The sequence below is a fragment of the Flavobacterium piscisymbiosum genome, from assembly GCF_020905295.1.
GTDB lineage: Bacteria > Bacteroidota > Bacteroidia > Flavobacteriales > Flavobacteriaceae > Flavobacterium > Flavobacterium piscisymbiosum.
The window spans coordinates 2,475,660-2,495,161 of record NZ_JAJJMM010000001.1 but is presented as its reverse complement, the minus strand read 5'-3'; the positions used below and the strand labels follow the sequence as shown (position 1 = coordinate 2,495,161).

13 protein-coding genes, 2 tRNA genes and 1 rRNA gene are annotated in these 19,502 nt (G+C 36.7%); 11 read left to right on the top strand and 5 right to left on the bottom strand.

All coding sequences use genetic code 11. The features are described 5' to 3' along the window. Window positions 1-164: 164 nt before the first annotated feature. The 4 genes from LNP81_RS11010 to LNP81_RS10995 form a co-directional block, all read right to left on the bottom strand. A tRNA-Ala gene (locus LNP81_RS11010) sits at window positions 165-238 on the bottom strand. A 137-nt stretch (window positions 239-375) separates the two neighbouring features. Continuing rightward, window positions 376-449 (bottom strand) — tRNA-Ile (locus tag LNP81_RS11005). A gap of 127 nt (window positions 450-576) precedes the next feature. After that, a 16S ribosomal RNA gene (locus LNP81_RS11000) occupies window positions 577-2,090 on the bottom strand. A gap of 1,053 nt (window positions 2,091-3,143) precedes the next feature. Beyond that, window positions 3,144-4,151, bottom strand: a complete 1,008-nt coding sequence (locus tag LNP81_RS10995; protein WP_230035761.1) for an LLM class flavin-dependent oxidoreductase — start codon at window positions 4,149-4,151, stop codon at window positions 3,144-3,146. A gap of 285 nt (window positions 4,152-4,436) precedes the next feature. On the opposite strand from LNP81_RS10995, the gene LNP81_RS10990 reads away from it, so the two are divergent. From LNP81_RS10990 to LNP81_RS10945, 10 genes are all read left to right on the top strand, one after another. After that, window positions 4,437-5,780: a sigma-54-dependent transcriptional regulator gene (locus LNP81_RS10990; protein WP_230035760.1), complete on the top strand. Its 1,344-nt coding sequence runs from the start codon at window positions 4,437-4,439 to the stop codon at window positions 5,778-5,780. Window positions 5,781-6,196: 416 nt separating this feature from the next. Continuing rightward, a complete protein-coding gene (locus tag LNP81_RS10985; protein ID WP_230035759.1) occupies window positions 6,197-6,478 on the top strand; it encodes a DUF7674 family protein in 282 nt (93 codons plus the stop codon). Between the two features lie 171 nt (window positions 6,479-6,649). After that, on the top strand, window positions 6,650-6,727 hold the full coding sequence (gene kdpF / locus LNP81_RS10980; RefSeq protein WP_072975519.1) for a K(+)-transporting ATPase subunit F: 78 nt from the start codon (window positions 6,650-6,652) through the stop codon (window positions 6,725-6,727). Window positions 6,728-6,856: 129 nt separating this feature from the next. After that, entirely contained in the window at window positions 6,857-8,578 is a 1,722-nt protein-coding gene (gene kdpA, locus LNP81_RS10975; RefSeq protein ID WP_230035758.1) for a potassium-transporting ATPase subunit KdpA, read from the top strand. Window positions 8,579-8,589: 11 nt separating this feature from the next. Next, window positions 8,590-10,623, top strand: coding sequence for a potassium-transporting ATPase subunit KdpB (kdpB, locus tag LNP81_RS10970; protein WP_230035757.1), 2,034 nt, complete (start codon window positions 8,590-8,592; stop codon window positions 10,621-10,623). A gap of 130 nt (window positions 10,624-10,753) precedes the next feature. Beyond that, entirely contained in the window at window positions 10,754-11,308 is a 555-nt protein-coding gene (locus LNP81_RS10965) for a K(+)-transporting ATPase subunit C (RefSeq protein ID WP_230035755.1), read from the top strand. Window positions 11,309-11,646: 338 nt separating this feature from the next. Further along, on the top strand, window positions 11,647-12,723 hold the full coding sequence (locus LNP81_RS10960; RefSeq protein WP_230035754.1) for a porin: 1,077 nt from the start codon (window positions 11,647-11,649) through the stop codon (window positions 12,721-12,723). Between the two features lie 120 nt (window positions 12,724-12,843). After that, window positions 12,844-13,971, top strand: coding sequence for a sensor protein KdpD (locus LNP81_RS10955; RefSeq protein WP_230035753.1), 1,128 nt, complete (start codon window positions 12,844-12,846; stop codon window positions 13,969-13,971). Between the two features lie 195 nt (window positions 13,972-14,166). Then, on the top strand, window positions 14,167-15,888 hold the full coding sequence (locus tag LNP81_RS10950; RefSeq protein WP_230035752.1) for a sensor histidine kinase: 1,722 nt from the start codon (window positions 14,167-14,169) through the stop codon (window positions 15,886-15,888). 683 nt (window positions 15,889-16,571) lie between these two features. Further along, window positions 16,572-17,336, top strand: a complete 765-nt coding sequence (locus LNP81_RS10945) for a phosphatase PAP2 family protein (RefSeq protein WP_230035751.1) — start codon at window positions 16,572-16,574, stop codon at window positions 17,334-17,336. A 122-nt stretch (window positions 17,337-17,458) separates the two neighbouring features. On the opposite strand, the gene LNP81_RS10940 is transcribed toward LNP81_RS10945, so the two are convergent. After that, window positions 17,459-18,232, bottom strand: coding sequence for an XRE family transcriptional regulator (locus tag LNP81_RS10940; protein ID WP_230035750.1), 774 nt, complete (start codon window positions 18,230-18,232; stop codon window positions 17,459-17,461). An 85-nt stretch (window positions 18,233-18,317) separates the two neighbouring features. Between LNP81_RS10940 and dinB the strand changes: the two genes are divergently transcribed. After that, a complete protein-coding gene (gene dinB, locus LNP81_RS10935; RefSeq protein WP_230035749.1) occupies window positions 18,318-19,499 on the top strand; it encodes a DNA polymerase IV in 1,182 nt (393 codons plus the stop codon). Window positions 19,500-19,502: the final 3 nt, after the last annotated feature.

Below are 19,502 nucleotides of genomic sequence, written 5' to 3'. Positions count from 1 at the left end.
GACCGTTTTTTTTGTCTTTATTATTGCTAATAAAAACGCTTTCTACTTTTTATTATTTTCTTATCTCAATATGTCAATGAACTTTAAGCCAGTGCTCAGTTTACAGTTTTTAGTATTCAGTTTGCACCGAACAACAACCACCATTTTACCGATCACTACTTTTGTGGAGAATAACGGAGTCGAACCGTTGACCTCCTGCGTGCAAGGCAGGCGCTCTAGCCAGCTGAGCTAATCCCCCATTTTTTAGTTGTCAGTTAACAGTCCTCAGTTAACAGTACTTAAAACGGTTACTCAACCTCTAAAATTTCCTTTTTCTAAGTTTACAGTCTTTTTTAATTTTTAATTCTCAATTTTTAATTGAAAACCTTAAAAAAGTAGTCCCGGGCAGACTCGAACTGCCGACCCCTACATTATCAGTGTAGTACTCTAACCAGCTGAGCTACGAGACTCTGTTTTACTTAAAATTTATTATTTGAACTAACAGCAAGAGTAAAATAGTCTTAAAATTATAATCCTATAAAGCTTCTTCTTTTTTCCTCAGCGTGTTGATAAATCAACTAACACATAAGGCTCTAGAAAGGAGGTGTTCCAGCCGCACCTTCCGGTACGGCTACCTTGTTACGACTTAGCCCTAGTTACCAGTTTTACCCTAGGCAGCTCCTTGCGGTCACCGACTTCAGGCACCCCCAGCTTCCATGGCTTGACGGGCGGTGTGTACAAGGCCCGGGAACGTATTCACCGGATCATGGCTGATATCCGATTACTAGCGATTCCAGCTTCACGGAGTCGAGTTGCAGACTCCGATCCGAACTGTGACCGGTTTTATAGATTCGCTCCTGGTCGCCCAGTGGCTGCTCTCTGTACCGGCCATTGTAGCACGTGTGTAGCCCAAGGCGTAAGGGCCGTGATGATTTGACGTCATCCCCACCTTCCTCACAGTTTGCACTGGCAGTCTTGTTAGAGTTCCCGACTTGACTCGCTGGCAACTAACAACAGGGGTTGCGCTCGTTATAGGACTTAACCTGACACCTCACGGCACGAGCTGACGACAACCATGCAGCACCTTGTAAATTGTCTTGCGAAAGATCTGTTTCCAAACCGGTCAATCTACATTTAAGCCTTGGTAAGGTTCCTCGCGTATCATCGAATTAAACCACATGCTCCACCGCTTGTGCGGGCCCCCGTCAATTCCTTTGAGTTTCATTCTTGCGAACGTACTCCCCAGGTGGGATACTTATCACTTTCGCTTAGCCACTGAAATTGCTCCCAACAGCTAGTATCCATCGTTTACGGCGTGGACTACCAGGGTATCTAATCCTGTTCGCTACCCACGCTTTCGTCCATCAGCGTCAATCAATTAGTAGTAACCTGCCTTCGCAATTGGTATTCCATGTAATCTCTAAGCATTTCACCGCTACACTACATATTCTAGTTACTTCCTAATAATTCAAGTCTAACAGTATCAATGGCCGTTCCACCGTTGAGCGATGGGCTTTCACCACTGACTTATTAAACCGCCTACGGACCCTTTAAACCCAATGATTCCGGATAACGCTTGGATCCTCCGTATTACCGCGGCTGCTGGCACGGAGTTAGCCGATCCTTATTCTTACGATACCGTCAAGTCCCGACACGTCGGGATGTTTCTTCTCGTATAAAAGCAGTTTACAATCCATAGGACCGTCATCCTGCACGCGGCATGGCTGGATCAGGCTTGCGCCCATTGTCCAATATTCCTCACTGCTGCCTCCCGTAGGAGTCTGGTCCGTGTCTCAGTACCAGTGTGGGGGATCTCCCTCTCAGGACCCCTACCCATCGTAGCCTTGGTAAGCCGTTACCTTACCAACTAGCTAATGGGACGCATGCTCATCTTTTACCGTTGTGACTTTAATAGTGGTTTCATGCGAAACTGCTATACTATGAGGTATTAATCCAAATTTCTCTGGGCTATCCCTCTGTAAAAGGTAGATTGCATACGCGTTACGCACCCGTGCGCCGGTCTCTAGATCCGAAAACCTATACCCCTCGACTTGCATGTGTTAAGCCTGCCGCTAGCGTTCATCCTGAGCCAGGATCAAACTCTTCATCGTATATTGTTTGCTTGATTGCTCAAGCTATTGTTATTCGAATCAGTCTCTATCGGTTATTCTCTAATCTCTCGATTATCTTACTCTTTATTCTTTTGCCCTAACATCTCTGTTAAAGCGGCTGTCAATTCAATATGTCTACGAACGTGTTTCAATTTTGTTTCGCTTGTTTCTCAAAGCGGGTGCAAAAGTAGAAAACTTATTTCTAACTGGCAAATGTTTTTTGAAGTTTTTTTAAAGAAAATTTCTTTCTTTTCACTTCTAAAACCTACCAATCTATCAATGAACTTTCCGTGTTTTGCGGGGTGCAAATGTAACATCCGTTTTCAAATCTCACAAGCTTTTCGCAATCTTTTTTTGAAAATAAATTTTCTCTTTGATCTCGAATGCTTGTCAGTATTTCAGTGAACGTCTATCGCTGTTGCGGGTGCAAAAGTAGCTAGTTTATTCAGTTAAACAATAGCTTTCCTTAACTATTTTTAATCTTTTTTATAATTAGCTGGTTGGGTGGTTTTTACAAGTCGAAGTTTTTTATGGTTTGGGTGACTTTGTTGGGTTTTGCCTCTTTTGGGTGGTTTTAATGGGTTTTGCCACGAAGGCGCTAAGACGCGAAGGTTTGTTTTTTTCTTGCTTCTCCTGGTTTATCTTGAGTCTTAAATAAGACACAAAGCTAGATTTTACTGCGATTTATAGTTTCATGCAAAGACATAAAGACGCTAAGCTTTGCTTTTTGGAGCATTTTGTTTCTCTTTTATATTAAATGTTTCTTTTGAAAACTACTGCCCTAGCCCCGATGGGAGGGAAAATCCTTTTGTGGTGGGGTTCACCACAAAAGATTGGAAGGACAGCGGGAAATAGCTCCTAATCTTTATTAAACTCCAAATCTTTAAAATTCCAAATTCCAAAAAGGTTCTCCCGTTAGCTATCGGGACGCTCAGCAGGACAAAGTTGCTTCTTCTTATATATAGGTGTAAAAAATAAACCCGACGGCATTTGAAAACTGTCGGGTTGTGGGAATGAAATCTTACCTTATATATAGGAGAGAAAAAAGTGTCCTTATATATTGTTTATGCTATCTATTACTTCTTTTGTAATATGGATGCTTTTGAGTTTGGCCTGATGATCGAAAATTGGGCCTGTCGCCATTAGCTCGTCTACACGTGCATAGTCGATGAACTTTTTAAGATCTGTTATTAGCTGTTCTTTGTTTCCTGTAAAAGTACATGCGGTCATTTGATTGACGTGGAAGCGTTCTTCTTCGCTCATAATATCATCTAGTGAATCTACGGGTGGCTGTAAACCTTTACGATTGCCACGAATTAAGTTCAGAAACATTTGATATAAACTTGTAGATAATCTTTCAGCTTCTTCGTTTGTGTCGGCTGCAATGATATTAACGCAGGCCATTGTTTTGGGTTTGTCTAAAAACTCTGAAGGCTGGAAGTTTTCGCGGTAGAACTCAAAAGCCTGTATCATTTGGCGTGGTGCAAAATGTCCGGCAAATGCATAGGGTAATCCGTACGCAGCAGCAAGTGCGGCACTTTCTGTGCTTGAACCCAGAATCCATATGGGAACATTTGTGCCTTCGGCAGGAAAAGCGCGAACTTTTGCTGTGGCATTTTCGGCAGAAAAGTAATCCTGAAGTTTGGTTACGTTTTGAGGAAAGCGTTGTGCCTGCTCAAAAAAGTCTTTTCGGATAGCTTCGGCGGTTGGCTGATCTGTTCCCGGGGCTCTTCCTAATCCTAAATCGATTCGGTTTGGATAAAGTGTTTCTAAGGTTCCAAATTGTTCTGCCACTATTAAAGGAGAGTGATTAGGCAACATGATTCCGCCTGAACCTACTCGTATGTCTTTTGTATGACTGGCGATATAACCAATTAAGACTACTGTAGCAGAACTGGCGACGTGTGCCATATTGTGATGTTCTGCCAACCAGAAACGCTTATAACCTAAGTTGTCTGCAAGTTGAGCTATTTCTTTTGTTTTTTGAAATGTTTCGCTTGCATTGCTATCTTGTGTAATGATAGCTAATTCTAATATTGAGATTGAAATTGGGTCTTTCATATATAATGTAGCTTTTATGCAAAATTAATTCATTTACAACAAAGCTTAAATTTTTTCATGTTAAGAGAATTGTAAAATTTATCAGTGTTAAATATTTTAATGCCGTTATGTGCAATTTAAATATCGCCGTTAATAGCTTAAAAATTAATTTTATACCAGAAGCAACAACTTTATGATCTTAAATTTATTTTTTACAAAAATTTCCTATCGATCAAAAAAGTTGAATGATTTAAAACCTAAATTTGTACTTCAAAAAATGAATTTCGATCCTAGATTTTTCCTCAAATGACACATAAAATTTTAATTATAGACGACGAAGAAAAACTGAGAAGTCTGCTGGCACGCATTATAAAATCAGAAGGTTTTGAAGTTATCGAAGCCAAAGATTTAAAATCAGGCTTTAAGAAACTGGAACAAACCGAAATTGATGTGGTTTTATGTGATGTAAAATTACCTGACGGAAATGGTGTTGACTTTCTTCAAAACATTAAAGGAAGTTTTCCTTTGATCGAAGTTATTTTGTTAACTGCTTTTGGCAATATTCCGGATGGTGTTCAGGCGATGAAAAACGGTGCTTTTGACTATATTGTAAAAGGTGATGATAACGACAAAATCATTCCGCTTTTGTACAAGGCTGTCGAAAAAGCACATTTGCAAAAAAAGGTACAACAACTCGAAAAACGTATTGGCGATAAATATTCCTTTAATACCATTATAGGAAAATCAAAAGGAATTGAGCAAGTTATTGATCTTGCCAAAAAAGTCGCCAAAACCGATTCGACCGTTTTATTGACCGGAGAAACCGGAACCGGAAAAGAAGTTTTTGCACAAGCTATTCACGAAAACAGCAATCGCGTAGGGAAATCTTTTGTGGCGCTAAACTGCAGTACTTTCAGCAAAGAAATCCTGGAAAGCGAATTGTTTGGGCATAAACAAGGTGCTTTTACAGGAGCTTTGAAAGATAAAAAAGGTTTTATTGAAGAAGCCAATGGCGGAACTTTATTCCTGGATGAAATTGGAGAAATGCCTATTGAACTTCAAGCCAAATTATTACGTGTTTTAGAAACCAGCGAATATATCCCGATTGGTGATACAACTCCTAAAAAATCAAATTTCAGATTAATTGCTGCTACGAATCGAGATTTAAAAACCGAAAGTGAAGAACACCGTTTTCGTTCTGATTTGTATTTTCGTTTGAATATTTTTGAAATAAAACTTCCTCCGTTAAGAGAACGAATTAAGGATATTGCTCCTATTAGTCAATATTTTGTAAAGCAATTTTCTGAGAAAACAAATAAAAAAACCTTAGATATTGCCGATGATTTTCTTCAGAAATTAGAGAATTATTCCTGGCCGGGGAATATTCGTGAACTTAAAAATATAATCGAAAGATCTGTTATTCTGAGTAATGGAGATACTTTAACTACTGATGTTTTGCCTTATGAAATGCAGCATCAGCCTGAAAAAGCTACCAAATCAATGTCGGCTTTTTCTATGCAAAGTGTTGAAAAGTTACATATTCAGAAAGTTTTAAATTATACGAAAGGCAATAAAGCTGAAACGGCTCGATTACTTGAAATTGGGATTGCTACTTTATATCGAAAATTGGAGGAATATAGTATACAATAATTAGGTTTTAAATTTCAACAGATAAATTCCAAATTCCAATATCAAAGGCAAATTTCAAATTCAATTTTTAAAGCTCGAGATAAGCGTCATATATATAGATCATTTATTCTTCATGATAAAAAGCTCCAGCGGAGCGACACCTAGACAATCTATAAATATGTCACCCCGCTGGGGTTCTGATAAATACGTATTGGCCATTCTCTATAAATATGACGTCCCCCTGGGACTTTTAAAATTCAAAATACAAATCTTAAATCCTTATCATTTCAATAAAAGCTTATCATTTTGATAGGCTTTTTTTATGCCTGATTTTTGGCATGAAACTACATTTCCTTTATTGACAACACTTTAGCACTATTCTTGTTTTTTCGGAACATATTTTGGCATAAGGAGGAAGAACACAAAAATTCATTCTCATGAAAAATCAAGTCACCTCAATCTACAAACAAGCAGAGCGCTTCGCTGACATTACCAAAAAATCTATCATTTCCGGTAATATCGTAAGAGCAAAAAAATGCTTGGCACTTGCTGAACGTTTATTTATTACCGGAAGTATCGAAACTAAAAATGCCATTTCTAATGTGTATGTTTTTTCGGTTTCTTCTTTTATGGAAGTACGTCACTGCAATATTTCACATCTGTTTCCTCAAACGCTTAAAGCGGAATATATCAAACAAGTTAACACATCTGGTGTATAAAAAGTTTAATCGGTTAAATGTTTAATTGTTTAATCGGCTAGCAATCTGAAATCGTAAGTCTAAAATCTAAAATAAAAATCCATGTTAATCACTTTCCTTTTACTCGCATTGGCAGTTTTGCTTTTTGCCATTTGTTTTAAATCAGTTGAATTTTTTGAAAAAATCTAAATCATGACTGCACTATTTATTATTTCGATCGCCGTTTTTGGCTATTTGGTTTATGTATTAATCAAACCTGAAAAATTTTAAAAAATGAAAAAGTCACAATCAAGAAAAATGCAAATAGTATATGCGTGTGTGGCTTGGTCATTAGCCTTTATAATACTTATTATGTTTTTATAAAAGCTCCAATTTTATTTAATTTCTAACAAACAAAATATGAACACAGAATTACTAGGCGTCATCACTATTTTTATCGTTTCGATAGTTTTAGCCATTCCAATAGGGAAATATATAGCTAAAGTTTATTTGGGTGATAAAACATTGTTTGACCCAATTTTCAATCCAATTGAAAAATTTATTTTTAAAATCAGCGGCATCAATTCCACTGAAGAAATGAACTGGAAACAACACTTAAAAGCACTTTTAGGTATAAATATGGTTTGGTTCTTTCTTTGCTTTTTTGTTTTACTGTTTCAAGGATCATTGTTTTTAAATCCCGATAACAACCCGTCTATGAGTCCTGATTTGGCTTTTAATACTGCCATTTCATTTGTCGTAAATTGTAATTTACAGCATTACTCAGGCGAAAGCGGCGTTTCTTACTTGTCACAAATGTTCTTAATGTTCTTGCAATTTGTTTCTGCTGGTGTTGGAATGGCAGCTGCGGCAATGATTTTTACTGCAATGAGAGAAAGAACTACCGATAAACTGGGTAACTTTTACAATTATTTCATAAAAAGCTGTACACGTATTTTATTACCACTTTCTACTATTGTAGCAGTTGCTCTATTATTTAGCGGAACTCCTATGACGTTTGAAGGAAAAGATGCTATCACAACTTTACAAGGTGATCATGTAGAAGTTTCTCGCGGACCCGCAGCGGCATTTATCGCTATTAAACATATTGGTACAAATGGTGGTGGTTTTTTTGGAGCCAACTCGGCGCATCCTTTCGAGAACCCAACTTATTTTACTAACGCGGTTGAATTATGGGCGCAATTAATTGTTCCGTTTGCCATGATTTTTGCTTTAGGTTTTTATCTAAAGAAAAAGAAATTATCCTATGTGATTTTTGGAGTCATGACGCTTGGATTTCTATTACTGGTCATTCCAACAGTTATTAGCGAAATCAACGGAAATCCTGCTATTGAAAAAATGGGAATCTCCCAAGCAACCGGAGCCATGGAAGGAAAAGAGGTTCGGTTTGGTCCAGCGATTTCAGGTTTTTGGAGTATTGCCACAACCGTAATTTCTACAGGTTCTGTAAATAGTATGCACGATAGTTCAATGCCAGTTTCCGGTGCTATGGAATTGCTTGCCATGATGGTCAATGCCTTTTATGGCGGCTGCGGAGTTGGTATTCTTAACTTCTATGTTTTCATTATTCTGGCTGTATTTATCTCTGGATTAATGGTAGGTCGAACACCTGAGTTTTTAGGTAAGAAAATCGAAGCGCGGGAAGTTAAAATTGCTGCCTTTATTGCTATTCTTCACCCTTTATTAATATTATCAGGAACAGCTTTAGCTTCTTATTTTGCAGCACATGATACTGCAATGGGTTACTGGTTTAGCGGAAACGCAACAGGCTGGTTAAACAATCCGGGACATCATGGATTCTCAGAAATGTTATATGAATATACTTCAAGCGCCGCTAATAACGGTTCTGGTTTTGAAGGTTTAGGAGATAACAATCCGTTCTGGAATATCACTACAGGAATTGTGTTGCTATTGAGCCGTTTCATTCCTATCGTTGGGCCATTGGCAATTGCAGGATTATTGGCTAATAAAAAATACATTCCGGAAAGTGCAGGAACTTTAAAAACTGACACTTCTATTTTTGGAGTAATGGTTTTCGCCGTAATCGCAATTATTGCTGCTTTATCATTCTTCCCAGCGTTGGCTTTAGGTCCATTGGCAGAATATTTTACCTTAAAATAATATAAAAGAAAATGACATCTAATAAATCCAATTCATTATTTGAAAGCAAACAGGTAAAAGAAGCTTTAGTGCAATCTTTTGTGAAGCTTAATCCAAAAATGATGATCAAAAATCCGGTAATGTTTACCGTAGAAATAGGAACTGCCATTATGTTTGCTGTTTGTATTTCCATTTTAATGGGAGCAACAGATCAAGGTAGTTTTATCTATAATTTAATTGTGTTCTTAATTTTACTTGCAACGCTTTTGTTTGCCAATTTTGCAGAGGCTATTGCCGAAGCCAGAGGGAAAGCACAAGCTGACAGTTTAAGAAAAACACGTGAAGAAACTCCTGCAAGACAAATTTTGCCTAACGGAGAAATCAAAAACATCAGTTCATCTGAATTGAAAAAAGGAGATATTTTCGTTTGTGAATCAGGTGATTTAATTGCTACTGATGGTGAAATTATCGAAGGTTTAGCAACTATCGATGAAAGTGCTATTACGGGAGAAAGTGCTCCTGTAATTCGGGAAGCCGGAGGTGATAAATCATCTGTAACCGGAGGAACAAAAGTGCTATCTGACAAAATTAAAGTAATTGTAACTTCTGAGCCTGGCGAAAGTTTCTTGGATAAAATGATTGCTTTGGTTGAAGGTGCAAGCCGTCAGAAAACACCAAACGAAATTGCCTTGACTATTTTATTAGCCGCATTTACTTTAATCTTCGTGATTGTGTGCGTTACGCTAAAACCGTTTGCCGACTATGCAAATGCACCCATCACGATCGCGGCTTTCATTGCACTATTTGTTTGTTTGATTCCAACTACAATTGGAGGTTTACTTTCAGCAATTGGTATTGCAGGAATGGACAGAGCGTTGCGTGCCAACGTAATTACAAAATCCGGAAAAGCAGTAGAAACTGCCGGAGATATTGATGTATTGCTTTTGGATAAAACCGGAACAATCACCATTGGAAACAGAAAAGCAACAAATTTCTACCCTGCAAAAGGAGTTTCAGAAGAAGATTTTATAAAATCTGCTGTATTGAGTTCACTGGCAGATGATACTCCGGAAGGGAAAAGTATCGTGGAATTGGCTGGAGCCGAAACTGCCAATAAATTATCAATTGAAGGTGCTACTTTAATAAAATTTACCGCAGAAACCAGAACTTCCGGAGTTATTTTAAAAGACGGAACCAATATTAGAAAAGGTGCTCAGGATGCTGCAAAAAACATTGCACTTCAAACCGGAAACTCTTTCCCTGAAGATATTGCCCAAAAAGTAATTGATATTTCGTCTAAAGGAGGAACGCCATTAGTGGTTATTAAAAACAATCAGGTTCAGGGTGTTATCGAATTACAGGATATCATTAAAACGGGAATGAAAGAACGTTTTGACCGTTTGAGAAAAATGGGTGTAAAAACGGTGATGGTTACAGGAGATAACCCTCTAACAGCTAAGTTTATTGCCGAAGCTGCCGGTGTTGATGATTTTATTGCCGAAGCAAAACCTGAGGACAAAATGAATTACATCAAAAACGAGCAAAACCTTGGTAAACTTGTTGCTATGATGGGTGACGGAACGAATGATGCTCCTGCCCTAGCTCAAGCAAATGTGGGTGTTGCCATGAACAGCGGAACTCAAGCTGCTAAAGAAGCCGGAAACATGGTCGATCTTGACAATGATCCAACGAAATTAATTGAGATTATCGAAATTGGTAAACAGCTTTTAATGACTCGCGGAACTTTAACTACTTTTTCTATTGCAAATGACGTTGCGAAATATTTTGCTATTGTTCCTGCTCTTTTTATTACTGCGATTCCTGCGCTTGAAGGATTGAATATCATGCGTTTGCATAGCCCAGAAAGTGCTATTTTATCAGCAGTAATTTTCAACGCTATTATCATTCCTATCCTGATTCCGCTTGCGCTGAGAGGTGTTGATTATAAACCAATCGGAGCTAGTGCAATCCTTAAAAGAAACTTGTTGATTTATGGTTTAGGCGGATTGATTGTTCCTTTTATCGGAATTAAATTAATTGATTTGGTAGTTTCTCTTTGTATGTAAATCAAACCTGACAGGTTTTAAAAACCTGTCAGGTTTACAAAAACTCAATAAAAAACAAAGACTTTGGATTACTACGCTTCTACGAAAAACTTAGAACCTTAGCAACTTAGTCCCTTAGAATCTTAAAAAAATGAAAACAATATTTTCACTATTAAAATTGACACTGCTTACCGTAATTCTGTTTGCAGTTATTTACCCTCTTGCAATTTATGGAATTGCTCAGTTTGCTCCTAATCAAGGAAAAGGAGAAACTATTTCGGTTAACGGAAAAGTGGTTGGTTATCAAAAAATCGGTCAGAAATTCGATAAGTCGAATTATTTCTGGGGAAGACCTTCGGCTGTAGATTATAATGCTGCCGGAAGTGCGGGAAGCAATAAAGGACCAAGCAATGCTGAATATTTGGCTTTGGTTCAAAAAAGAATTGATACATTTTTAATCGTTCATCCTTACCTGAAAAAATCTGAAATTCCTGCTGATATGGTTACGGCTTCAGGAAGTGGATTAGATCCGAATATTTCTCCAGAAGGTGCTTTGATTCAGGTAAAACGTGTTGCTAAAGAAAGAAAATTAGCTGAAGATAAAGTGAAAGCTTTGGTTGAAGCTAATATCAATACTCCTAAAATTATGGGAACTCCAACGGTAAATGTGTTGGAATTGAATGTGGCACTTGATCAATTGAAGTAATACGTTTTTAAACCCGACAGGTTTTAAAAACCTGTCGGGTTTGACAAAACGTTATTAGTCTTTGCGAGGAATGAAGCAATCTCATTTGCTAAATCGACAATGACTTTTAATAGTGCGGTTGCTTCGTTCCTCGCAATGACCAATTGGAACGTTATAAAATTAATACCTACAAGGTTTTGAAAACCTTGCAGGAAACGAAAATGCCTTTTTTACCCCAAAAGCCCTAGCCCCGATAGTAGTGGAAATCCTTTTGTGCGGGGGTTCCGCACAAAAGATTGAAACGGATAGCGGGATTAGCTCCTAAAAAATCTACTAATAAATAATTGAATACCACAAAAATGAAAAAAATAATACTTACCGCTTTAATCGCATTTGGTTTTAGCAATTTACATGCACAGGAAGAATCAAAAAGTCCGCTTACGTTTTCAGGATATGTAGACGTTTATTATAGTTATGATTTCGGGAAACCGGATAATCATACTCGTCCAAGCTTTTTTTATAACTATAACAAAAGCAATGAAGTAAACCTGAATTTAGGTCTAGCAAAAGTGAATTACTCTAAAGATAATATTCGTGGAAATTTTGCCTTAATGGCGGGAACTTATGCCGAATATAATATGGCTGCTGAACAAGGTTTATTGAAGAATGTATACGAGGCAAATTTAGGTGTGAAGATTTCGCAAAGCCATAATTTATGGATTGATGCAGGAATTATGCCAGCGCACATAGGTTTTGAAAGTGCAATTGGAAAAGATTGTCCCACTTTAACAAGAAGTATTCTCGCTGAAAACTCTCCGTATTATGAAACGGGAGTAAAAATTGGTTACACCTCTGAGTCCGGAAAATGGTATTTGGCAGGAATGTATCTAAATGGCTGGCAACGTATTGAGAAAGTAAAAGGCAATCAAACGCCTGCTTTTGGAACACAAGTTACTTATAAACCATCAGACAGAGTGGTTTTGAATTGGAGTACTTATGTTGGAAATGAACAACCAGATATAGACAAAAAATGGCGCTATTTTAATAACTTTTACGGGCAATTTAAAGTAACGGATAAAACAAATGTTACGGCTGGTTTTGATGTTGGATCCCAACAAGCGGCTAAAAACAGTAATAAATACGACACTTGGTTTTCGCCAGTTTTGATCGTGCAATACAAACCAACTGATAAAATTCAGCTTGCAGCTCGTGGCGAATATTATAGTGACGAAAAAGGTGTTATTATCGCAACTGAAACGCCAAACGGTTTTAAAACTTACGGATTTTCAGCTAACTTTGATTACTTAGTTACTGATAATGTAATGTTTAGAATCGAAGCCAGAAATCTTTCTAGTAAAGATGAAATATTTACAAAAGACAATCTTCCAACGGACACAAATACGTTTGTAACGACTTCGCTGGCGATTTCTTTCTAGAAATTATTTTGCCACAGATTTCACAGATTAAAATGATTTTAAAAATCTTCATAATCCGTGAAATCTGTGGCTAAAAAAACAAAAAGAACTTAGTGCTCTAGCGCCTTCGTGGCAAAAAACATGAAAGAAGAAAAAGAAAATAACGCACAGCACTTTCTCGATTTAATTCAGAAATCACGAAAAGGAAAGTTTAAGGTCTACATTGGGATGAGTGCCGGTGTGGGGAAAACTTATCGGATGTTACAAGAAGCACATTCGCTGTTGAAAAACGGAATTGATGTGAAAATTGGTTACATCGAAACACATATGCGAAAGGAAACGCATGAACTTTTATCTGGTTTGCCCGTTATTCCGCGGCGAACCATTTTCTATAAAGGGAAAGAGCTCGAAGAACTCGATGTACAAGCGATTATCAACCTTAGACCTGAAGTGGTAATTGTTGATGAACTGGCACACACGAATGTTGAAGGAAGCAAAAATGAGAAACGCTGGCAAGATGTTCTTGAGATTCTGGAAGCGGGAATCAATGTGATTTCGGCAGTGAATATTCAGCATATTGAGAGTCTGAATGAAGATGTAAAACGCATTACCAATATTGACGTTCAGGAACGCATTCCGGATAATGTTTTGCGATTGGCAGATGAAGTGGTGAATATCGATTTGACAGCTGAAGATTTGATTGCACGTTTGAAAGAAGGAAAAATTTATACGCCCGACAAAATTCAGACCGCTTTGACCAACTTTTTTAAATCGGATCAGATTCTTCAATTGAGAGAATTGGCTTTGAAAGAAGTAGCAAGTCAGGTGGTTCGAAAAGTGGAAAGCGAAGTCCCTAATTTGCATGCTTTAAGACATGAAAAATTATTGGCCTGTATTAGCAGTAATGATAAAACGGCTAAAATTGTGATTAGAAAAGCGGCTCGTTTGGCGAGTTATTACAACGGCTCCTGGTATGTTTTGTATGTAGAAACACCTAAAGAAAGCAGCACTAAAATTGCATTGGACAAGCAACGTCATTTGATTAATAATTTTAAGCTGGCCGTGCAATTGGGTGCAGAAGTTATTAAATTAGAAAATAAAAATATTGCGAATGCTATTTTGATGGCGGTTGAAGAAAAACATATTACAACTGTTTGCATCGGAAAACCGCATTTGAATTTATTTAAAGTAATTTTGTCTACAACGATTTTCAGACGCTTATTAAATAGCTTGTCTTTATCGAATGTAGACCTTGTTATTTTGTCGTAATTTTTTTTACCATAATAGTCGTTTTAAACCATATAAATTATATAAGTTCATTTAAAATTTAACCGCAAAGAACGCAAAGGTTTACGCTAAGTTCGCTAAAGTTTTTAACCTTTCCTTAATTATGCATCCCCTTATATTATCTTATATAACTTATATGGTTCAAAAAAAAAATAAAATGTTTTTAAAATAAACATCATGAGAATTAAAACGAAATTGAATCTGGGAGTTGGATTGTTATTTTTAATGATAATCATACTTTCGTTAGTGAGTGGATATTCTGTTTTTTTGATAAAAGCAGACACGGAGAATATTCTGAAAGCGAATTATAATACGCTTGAATATTCCAGAAATATGATTTTGTCTTTGGATGAAATTAAAATGAATACGGATAATAATCTTCAGACTTTTAAAGACTATCTGGAGAAACAAACACAAAATGTTACTGAACCCGGAGAAAAAGAAGCTACAGCCAGTCTTGAAAAAAGCTTTTCTCTTTTAGAAAAAAATGGTTCTAATGAAGCTCTAAAAATGCAAATCAGACAGGATATTTTTGCGATCATGAAACTCAATCTCGATGCCATAAAACAGAAAAGTGATATCGCCAAACATACCGCCGAAACTGCTAATTTATGGATTGCCATTGTGGGCACTTTATGTTTTTTGATTGCCTTTAATTTACTGGTAAATTTACCCAATAATATTGCCAATCCAATTAAGGAATTAACCCAGAGTATTAAGGAGATTGCGAATAAAAATTATTCGGAAAGGGTACATTTTACCAATCATAACGAATATGGAGATCTCGCAAAATCGTTTAATACAATGGCGCAAAAACTTCAGGAATACAATAATAGTAATTTGTACAAATTATTCTTTGAAAAGAAACGACTGGAAACGCTGATCAATAATATGCACGATCCTATTATTGGGCTGGATAACGAAGGCATTATTTTATTTGTGAATGATGAAGCACTGAAAATAATCGGGATGAAATCTGAGGATGTTATCGGAAAATCGGCTTCTACTCTAGCCTTATCAAATGATTTGATTCGTTCTTTGATTTTGAAAGAATTAGCAACTGATTCTCATAAAAAACAACCTATGAAAATTTTCGCTCATGGTAAAGAAAGTTATTTTGATAAAGAGACAATTAATATCACGATAACTCCAACGGGTGAAGAAAAGGAAATCAATATTGGTGATGTCATTATTCTGCGAAATATTACTTTATTTAAAGAACTGGATTTTGCGAAAACTAATTTTATTGCCACGGTTTCACACGAATTAAAAACGCCAATTGCTTCTATAAAACTGAGTCTTCAATTGCTTCAAAACAATAAAACAGGCGACATGAACGACGATCAAAAACAATTGGTCGAAAGTATTAAAGATGACAGTCAGCGTTTATTGAAAATCACGGGCGAATTGCTGAATTTGTCACAACTGGAAACCGGAAATATTCAGCTGAATATTGAAAAAAGCAATCCATATGCTATTGTAAATTATGCTGTTGAAGCGGTAAAAGTTCAGGCCGATCAAAAACAAATTAAATTGGTTATTGATGCTGATGAAAATTTACAAAATGTAAAAGCCGACAGCGAAAAAACAGGCTGGGTTTTGATTAATTATCTTGCGAATGCCATCACTTATTCGTCTGAAAAAAGTACAATTATCATCAAATTAAAAGAAGAAAAGGATCAGATAGTATTTCAGGTGATAGATACCGGAAAAGGAATTGAAGCACGATTCAAAGACAAGATTTTTGATAAATATTTTAAGATTCCCGGTAGTCAGAAATCAGGAACCGGATTAGGTTTAGCCATTAGCAAAGAATTTATCGAAGCCCAAAATGGAGTTATTGGTGTAGAAAGTAATTTAGGTTTGGGAAGTACGTTTTGGTTTTCGTTGAAAGTATAAAAAAGAGCCAGAGGCTCGACCAATATTGTAGGGCTGTCCCGAAGCTTCGGGATTAATCCAGTTTTTTCGCCACAGATTTCACAGATTAAAAGGGTTTTTTTTGGTTTCCGTTGAAAGTATAAAAAAGAGCCGGAGGCTCGACCAATATTGTAGGGCTGTCCCGAAGCTTCGGGATTAATCCGGTTCCGCATAAAACAGGTCGTTCCTACGGAATTTTAAAAATTTATAAATCTAATTTTCAACGGATTAAAATCCGTTGCTACAATATAAATCATTCCTACGGAATTTTATGTAGTCCCTACGGGACATTTTTACTTGTCGTGATTATTTTTCTGCCAACATTTAACTTCTAATGGAGTATATCTCAAAGGGATTATATAACATAAATATTTCTTTTTTTTTACCAATATTTAACTATTAACGGAGTAATATCTCGGAGAGATTATATATTGGTAGAAAAAATTTACAGCCGATATGTTTGTCCCGTAGGGACTACACATTTAATTGAAAAAAATATTTTTATTTCAATTGATATTGAATATTTTATCCTCTAATATTTAGCGAATCTTAATATAACTACTCCATTTAAAACCAACTGATTAATATTCGCTTAAGGTTCAATTAAGCCCAAAATACCGGAATCGAACATTCGTTATTATTGCAACTTATAACAATAACGAAAGATGTTTTACAAAACGATTTCTCTGGTATTTCTATTCGGATTGTTTTCTGTAAATGCACAGCAAAATGATTCGATAACCAAAATTGACAGTACTTCAAAAAGCCATTTAAAATTCAATTACAAACAATTAATTATTCCGGGAGTATTAATTGGATACGGCGTTATTGGAATTGGAAATGATCAGCTCTTAAGTTTTAATCATCAAATTAAATCAGAAGTTACTGAAGATATTGACGAGAAGATTACGATTGATGATTTCTCTCAATACGCACCTGCAGCTTCGGTTTATGTTTTGAATGCTTTTGGTGTAAAAGGCAAGAATAATATGCGGGATCGATCTGTGATATTTGTGACATCGTACGCTATTATGGCGACAACCGTTTTGGGTTTAAAATCGATTGTACACGAAGAGCGACCGGATGGAAGTTCGAACAACTCTTTCCCTTCAGGACATACGGCAACTGCTTTTGCCGGAGCTGAATTTTTATGGCAGGAATACAAAGACAAATCGATTTGGTACGGAATCGCAGGCTATGCTGTAGCAACGGGAACGGGATTATTTAGAATTTACAACAATCGCCATTGGCTAACAGATGTTGTTGCCGGAGCCGGAATCGGGATTTTGAGCACTAAACTGGCATATTGGATGAATCCTTATATCACTAAAAAACTTTTCAAATCATCTTCTGAAAGTAATTCAACTTCTATGGTAATGCCTTTTTATAATGGCAAACAATATGGGTTGGGTTTTGTGAAGGTTTTTTAGATTTTTTTTCATTGCTATTGTCACCCTGAGCGGAGTCGAAGGGCTTTATACCACAGAAGGTCTTCGACTCCGCTCAGACTGACATTCAGGCTTCAAAATACAAATTTTCATTTCCAGAGTTTCTAAGTATTCGAAGTATTATTCTTAATTTCCATCACTTCTCTTTTAACTTCCAGAAGCAAATCTTTCATACTTTGAGATTCTGTTTGTTCATGGCGTTTATCGCTGCGTCCGATGCTGCATTCGTACTCCCAGATTTCTAAAATATCCGATGCTTTCACTTCATAATTCGGATAAAAACGATTGTCTGATTCCAAAACCAACGCATTCTTTTTGTTTTTGTTGAGACGTTTGTAGACCATTCCTTCATTTTTGGTAATCAGGATATAGGTTCTACCATCCATAACCTCTCCCAACCTTTCGACATAACGGCCAATAATAATAGATCCGTCTTCATGTGGCGGCATCGAATCACCTTCTACAGGAAATCCGCGGTGTTTTCCCGGTCCTAAAAACGGAAGCGAAACTTGTTGCAGACTTTCAATATATTCCGGATCAGCATATCCGTTTAGATATCCTGCTTTTGCTTTTTGAGATACAATTTCGATATAATTCTCCCCAAAACTATCTACTTGTATAGGTAAGATAAGTCGATTGCCTTCTAATTTTATCAGGTTTTCAATGTGTATCTTTCGTATGTCGACAGACAATAATAAGTCAATACTCATATGAAAATATAAAGCAATCTGCTTTAAGATATCGTATGGCGCTTCGGAGGTTCCATCTTCGTATTTAACGTATCTTCCTCGGGTAATTCTAAGGTTTTCAGCTAATTTCTCCTGAGATATTTTATGCTTAACCCTCAATGCTCTGATGTTATCTGAAAATAAGGACATAATTAATTTGTTATAATTTGGAACAACAAATATACAAAAAAATGTTATCATCTGTACTAATTTTGTTTCATACAAAAACAAGGAAATGGCAAGGGCAATTGTACACATGGATTTGGATACCTTTTTTGTATCCTGCGAGAGACTAACCAACTCAGAATTAAGTGGTATTCCGCTTATTATTGGCGGTGGCGATCGTGGTGTTGTAGCCTCATGTTCGTATGAAGCCAGAAAATTTGGAGTACGCTCTGCGATGCCTATTCACATGGCGATGAAACTTTGTCCGCAAGCCAAAATTATCAAAGGCGATATGGAATTATATTCTCGATTGTCACATGATGTTACGCAAGTGATTCAGGAAAAAGCACCGATAATGGAAAAAGCGAGCATCGATGAATTTTATCTTGATATTACCGGAATGGACAAATTTCACGGTAGTTATAAATGGACAGATGAATTGGCCCAATCTGTAATTAAAGAAACAGGATTGCCTATTAGTTTTTCATTATCTGTTAACAAAACTGTTTCTAAAATTGCCACTGGAGAAGGAAAACCAAAAGGAAATTTAGAAATTCCGGAAGGCAATGTACAGTCTTTTTTGAATCCGTTGTCGATACAGAAAATACCTATGGTGGGGAATGTCACTTTTCAGCTTTTATCCCGAATTGGTGTTCGAAAAATTCAGACTTTATCTGAAATGCCTCCCGAAGTTTTACAACAAATGATTGGTAAAAACGGTCTGGACATCTGGAAAAAAGCCAACGGAATAGATCATACGCCTGTAGAACCTTACACCGAAAGAAAATCAATTTCTACCGAACATACTTTTTCTCAGGACACAATCGATATTATCATGCTAAAATCGATATTGATTGGAATGGTCGAAAAACTGGCTTTTCAATTGCGATCTGAGCAATGGTTAACCTCGACCATTACGGTTAAAATTCGCTACGCCAATTTTGATACCGAAACCAAACAATGTAAAATCGCTTATACTTCAGCAGATCATATCCTGACCAAAAATGTGATGGAACTATTTGAAAAAGTCTACCAGCGTCGAATGCGATTGCGTTTGATTGGTATTCGCTTTAGCGGATTGGTTCGGGGAACATATCAAATTAATCTGTTTGAAGATACCGAGGAAATGTTATCACTATATGCCGCGATGGATAAAATGAAAAGCCGTTATGGTTTTGATGCCGTAATGCGTTGCGCCGGAGCTTCTTTTAAACCTAATAATAAAGATGAAATTTTAAAACGTATCAAATAAAAT

Bases quoted from the DNA above. Each gene is read 5' to 3' on its own strand.
- LNP81_RS10995 (WP_230035761.1), bottom strand. From the start codon at position 4,151: ATGAAAGACCCAATTTCAATCTCAATATTAGAATTAGCTATCATTACA.
- LNP81_RS10990 (WP_230035760.1), top strand. From the start codon at position 4,437: ATGACACATAAAATTTTAATTATAGACGACGAAGAAAAACTGAGAAGT.
- LNP81_RS10985 (WP_230035759.1), top strand. From the start codon at position 6,197: ATGAAAAATCAAGTCACCTCAATCTACAAACAAGCAGAGCGCTTCGCT.
- kdpF (WP_072975519.1), top strand. From the start codon at position 6,650: ATGACTGCACTATTTATTATTTCGATCGCCGTTTTTGGCTATTTGGTT.
- kdpA (WP_230035758.1), top strand. From the start codon at position 6,857: ATGAACACAGAATTACTAGGCGTCATCACTATTTTTATCGTTTCGATA.
- kdpB (WP_230035757.1), top strand. From the start codon at position 8,590: ATGACATCTAATAAATCCAATTCATTATTTGAAAGCAAACAGGTAAAA.
- LNP81_RS10965 (WP_230035755.1), top strand. From the start codon at position 10,754: ATGAAAACAATATTTTCACTATTAAAATTGACACTGCTTACCGTAATT.
- LNP81_RS10960 (WP_230035754.1), top strand. From the start codon at position 11,647: ATGAAAAAAATAATACTTACCGCTTTAATCGCATTTGGTTTTAGCAAT.
- LNP81_RS10955 (WP_230035753.1), top strand. From the start codon at position 12,844: ATGAAAGAAGAAAAAGAAAATAACGCACAGCACTTTCTCGATTTAATT.
- LNP81_RS10950 (WP_230035752.1), top strand. From the start codon at position 14,167: ATGAGAATTAAAACGAAATTGAATCTGGGAGTTGGATTGTTATTTTTA.
- LNP81_RS10945 (WP_230035751.1), top strand. From the start codon at position 16,572: ATGTTTTACAAAACGATTTCTCTGGTATTTCTATTCGGATTGTTTTCT.
- LNP81_RS10940 (WP_230035750.1), bottom strand. From the start codon at position 18,232: ATGTCCTTATTTTCAGATAACATCAGAGCATTGAGGGTTAAGCATAAA.
- dinB (WP_230035749.1), top strand. From the start codon at position 18,318: ATGGCAAGGGCAATTGTACACATGGATTTGGATACCTTTTTTGTATCC.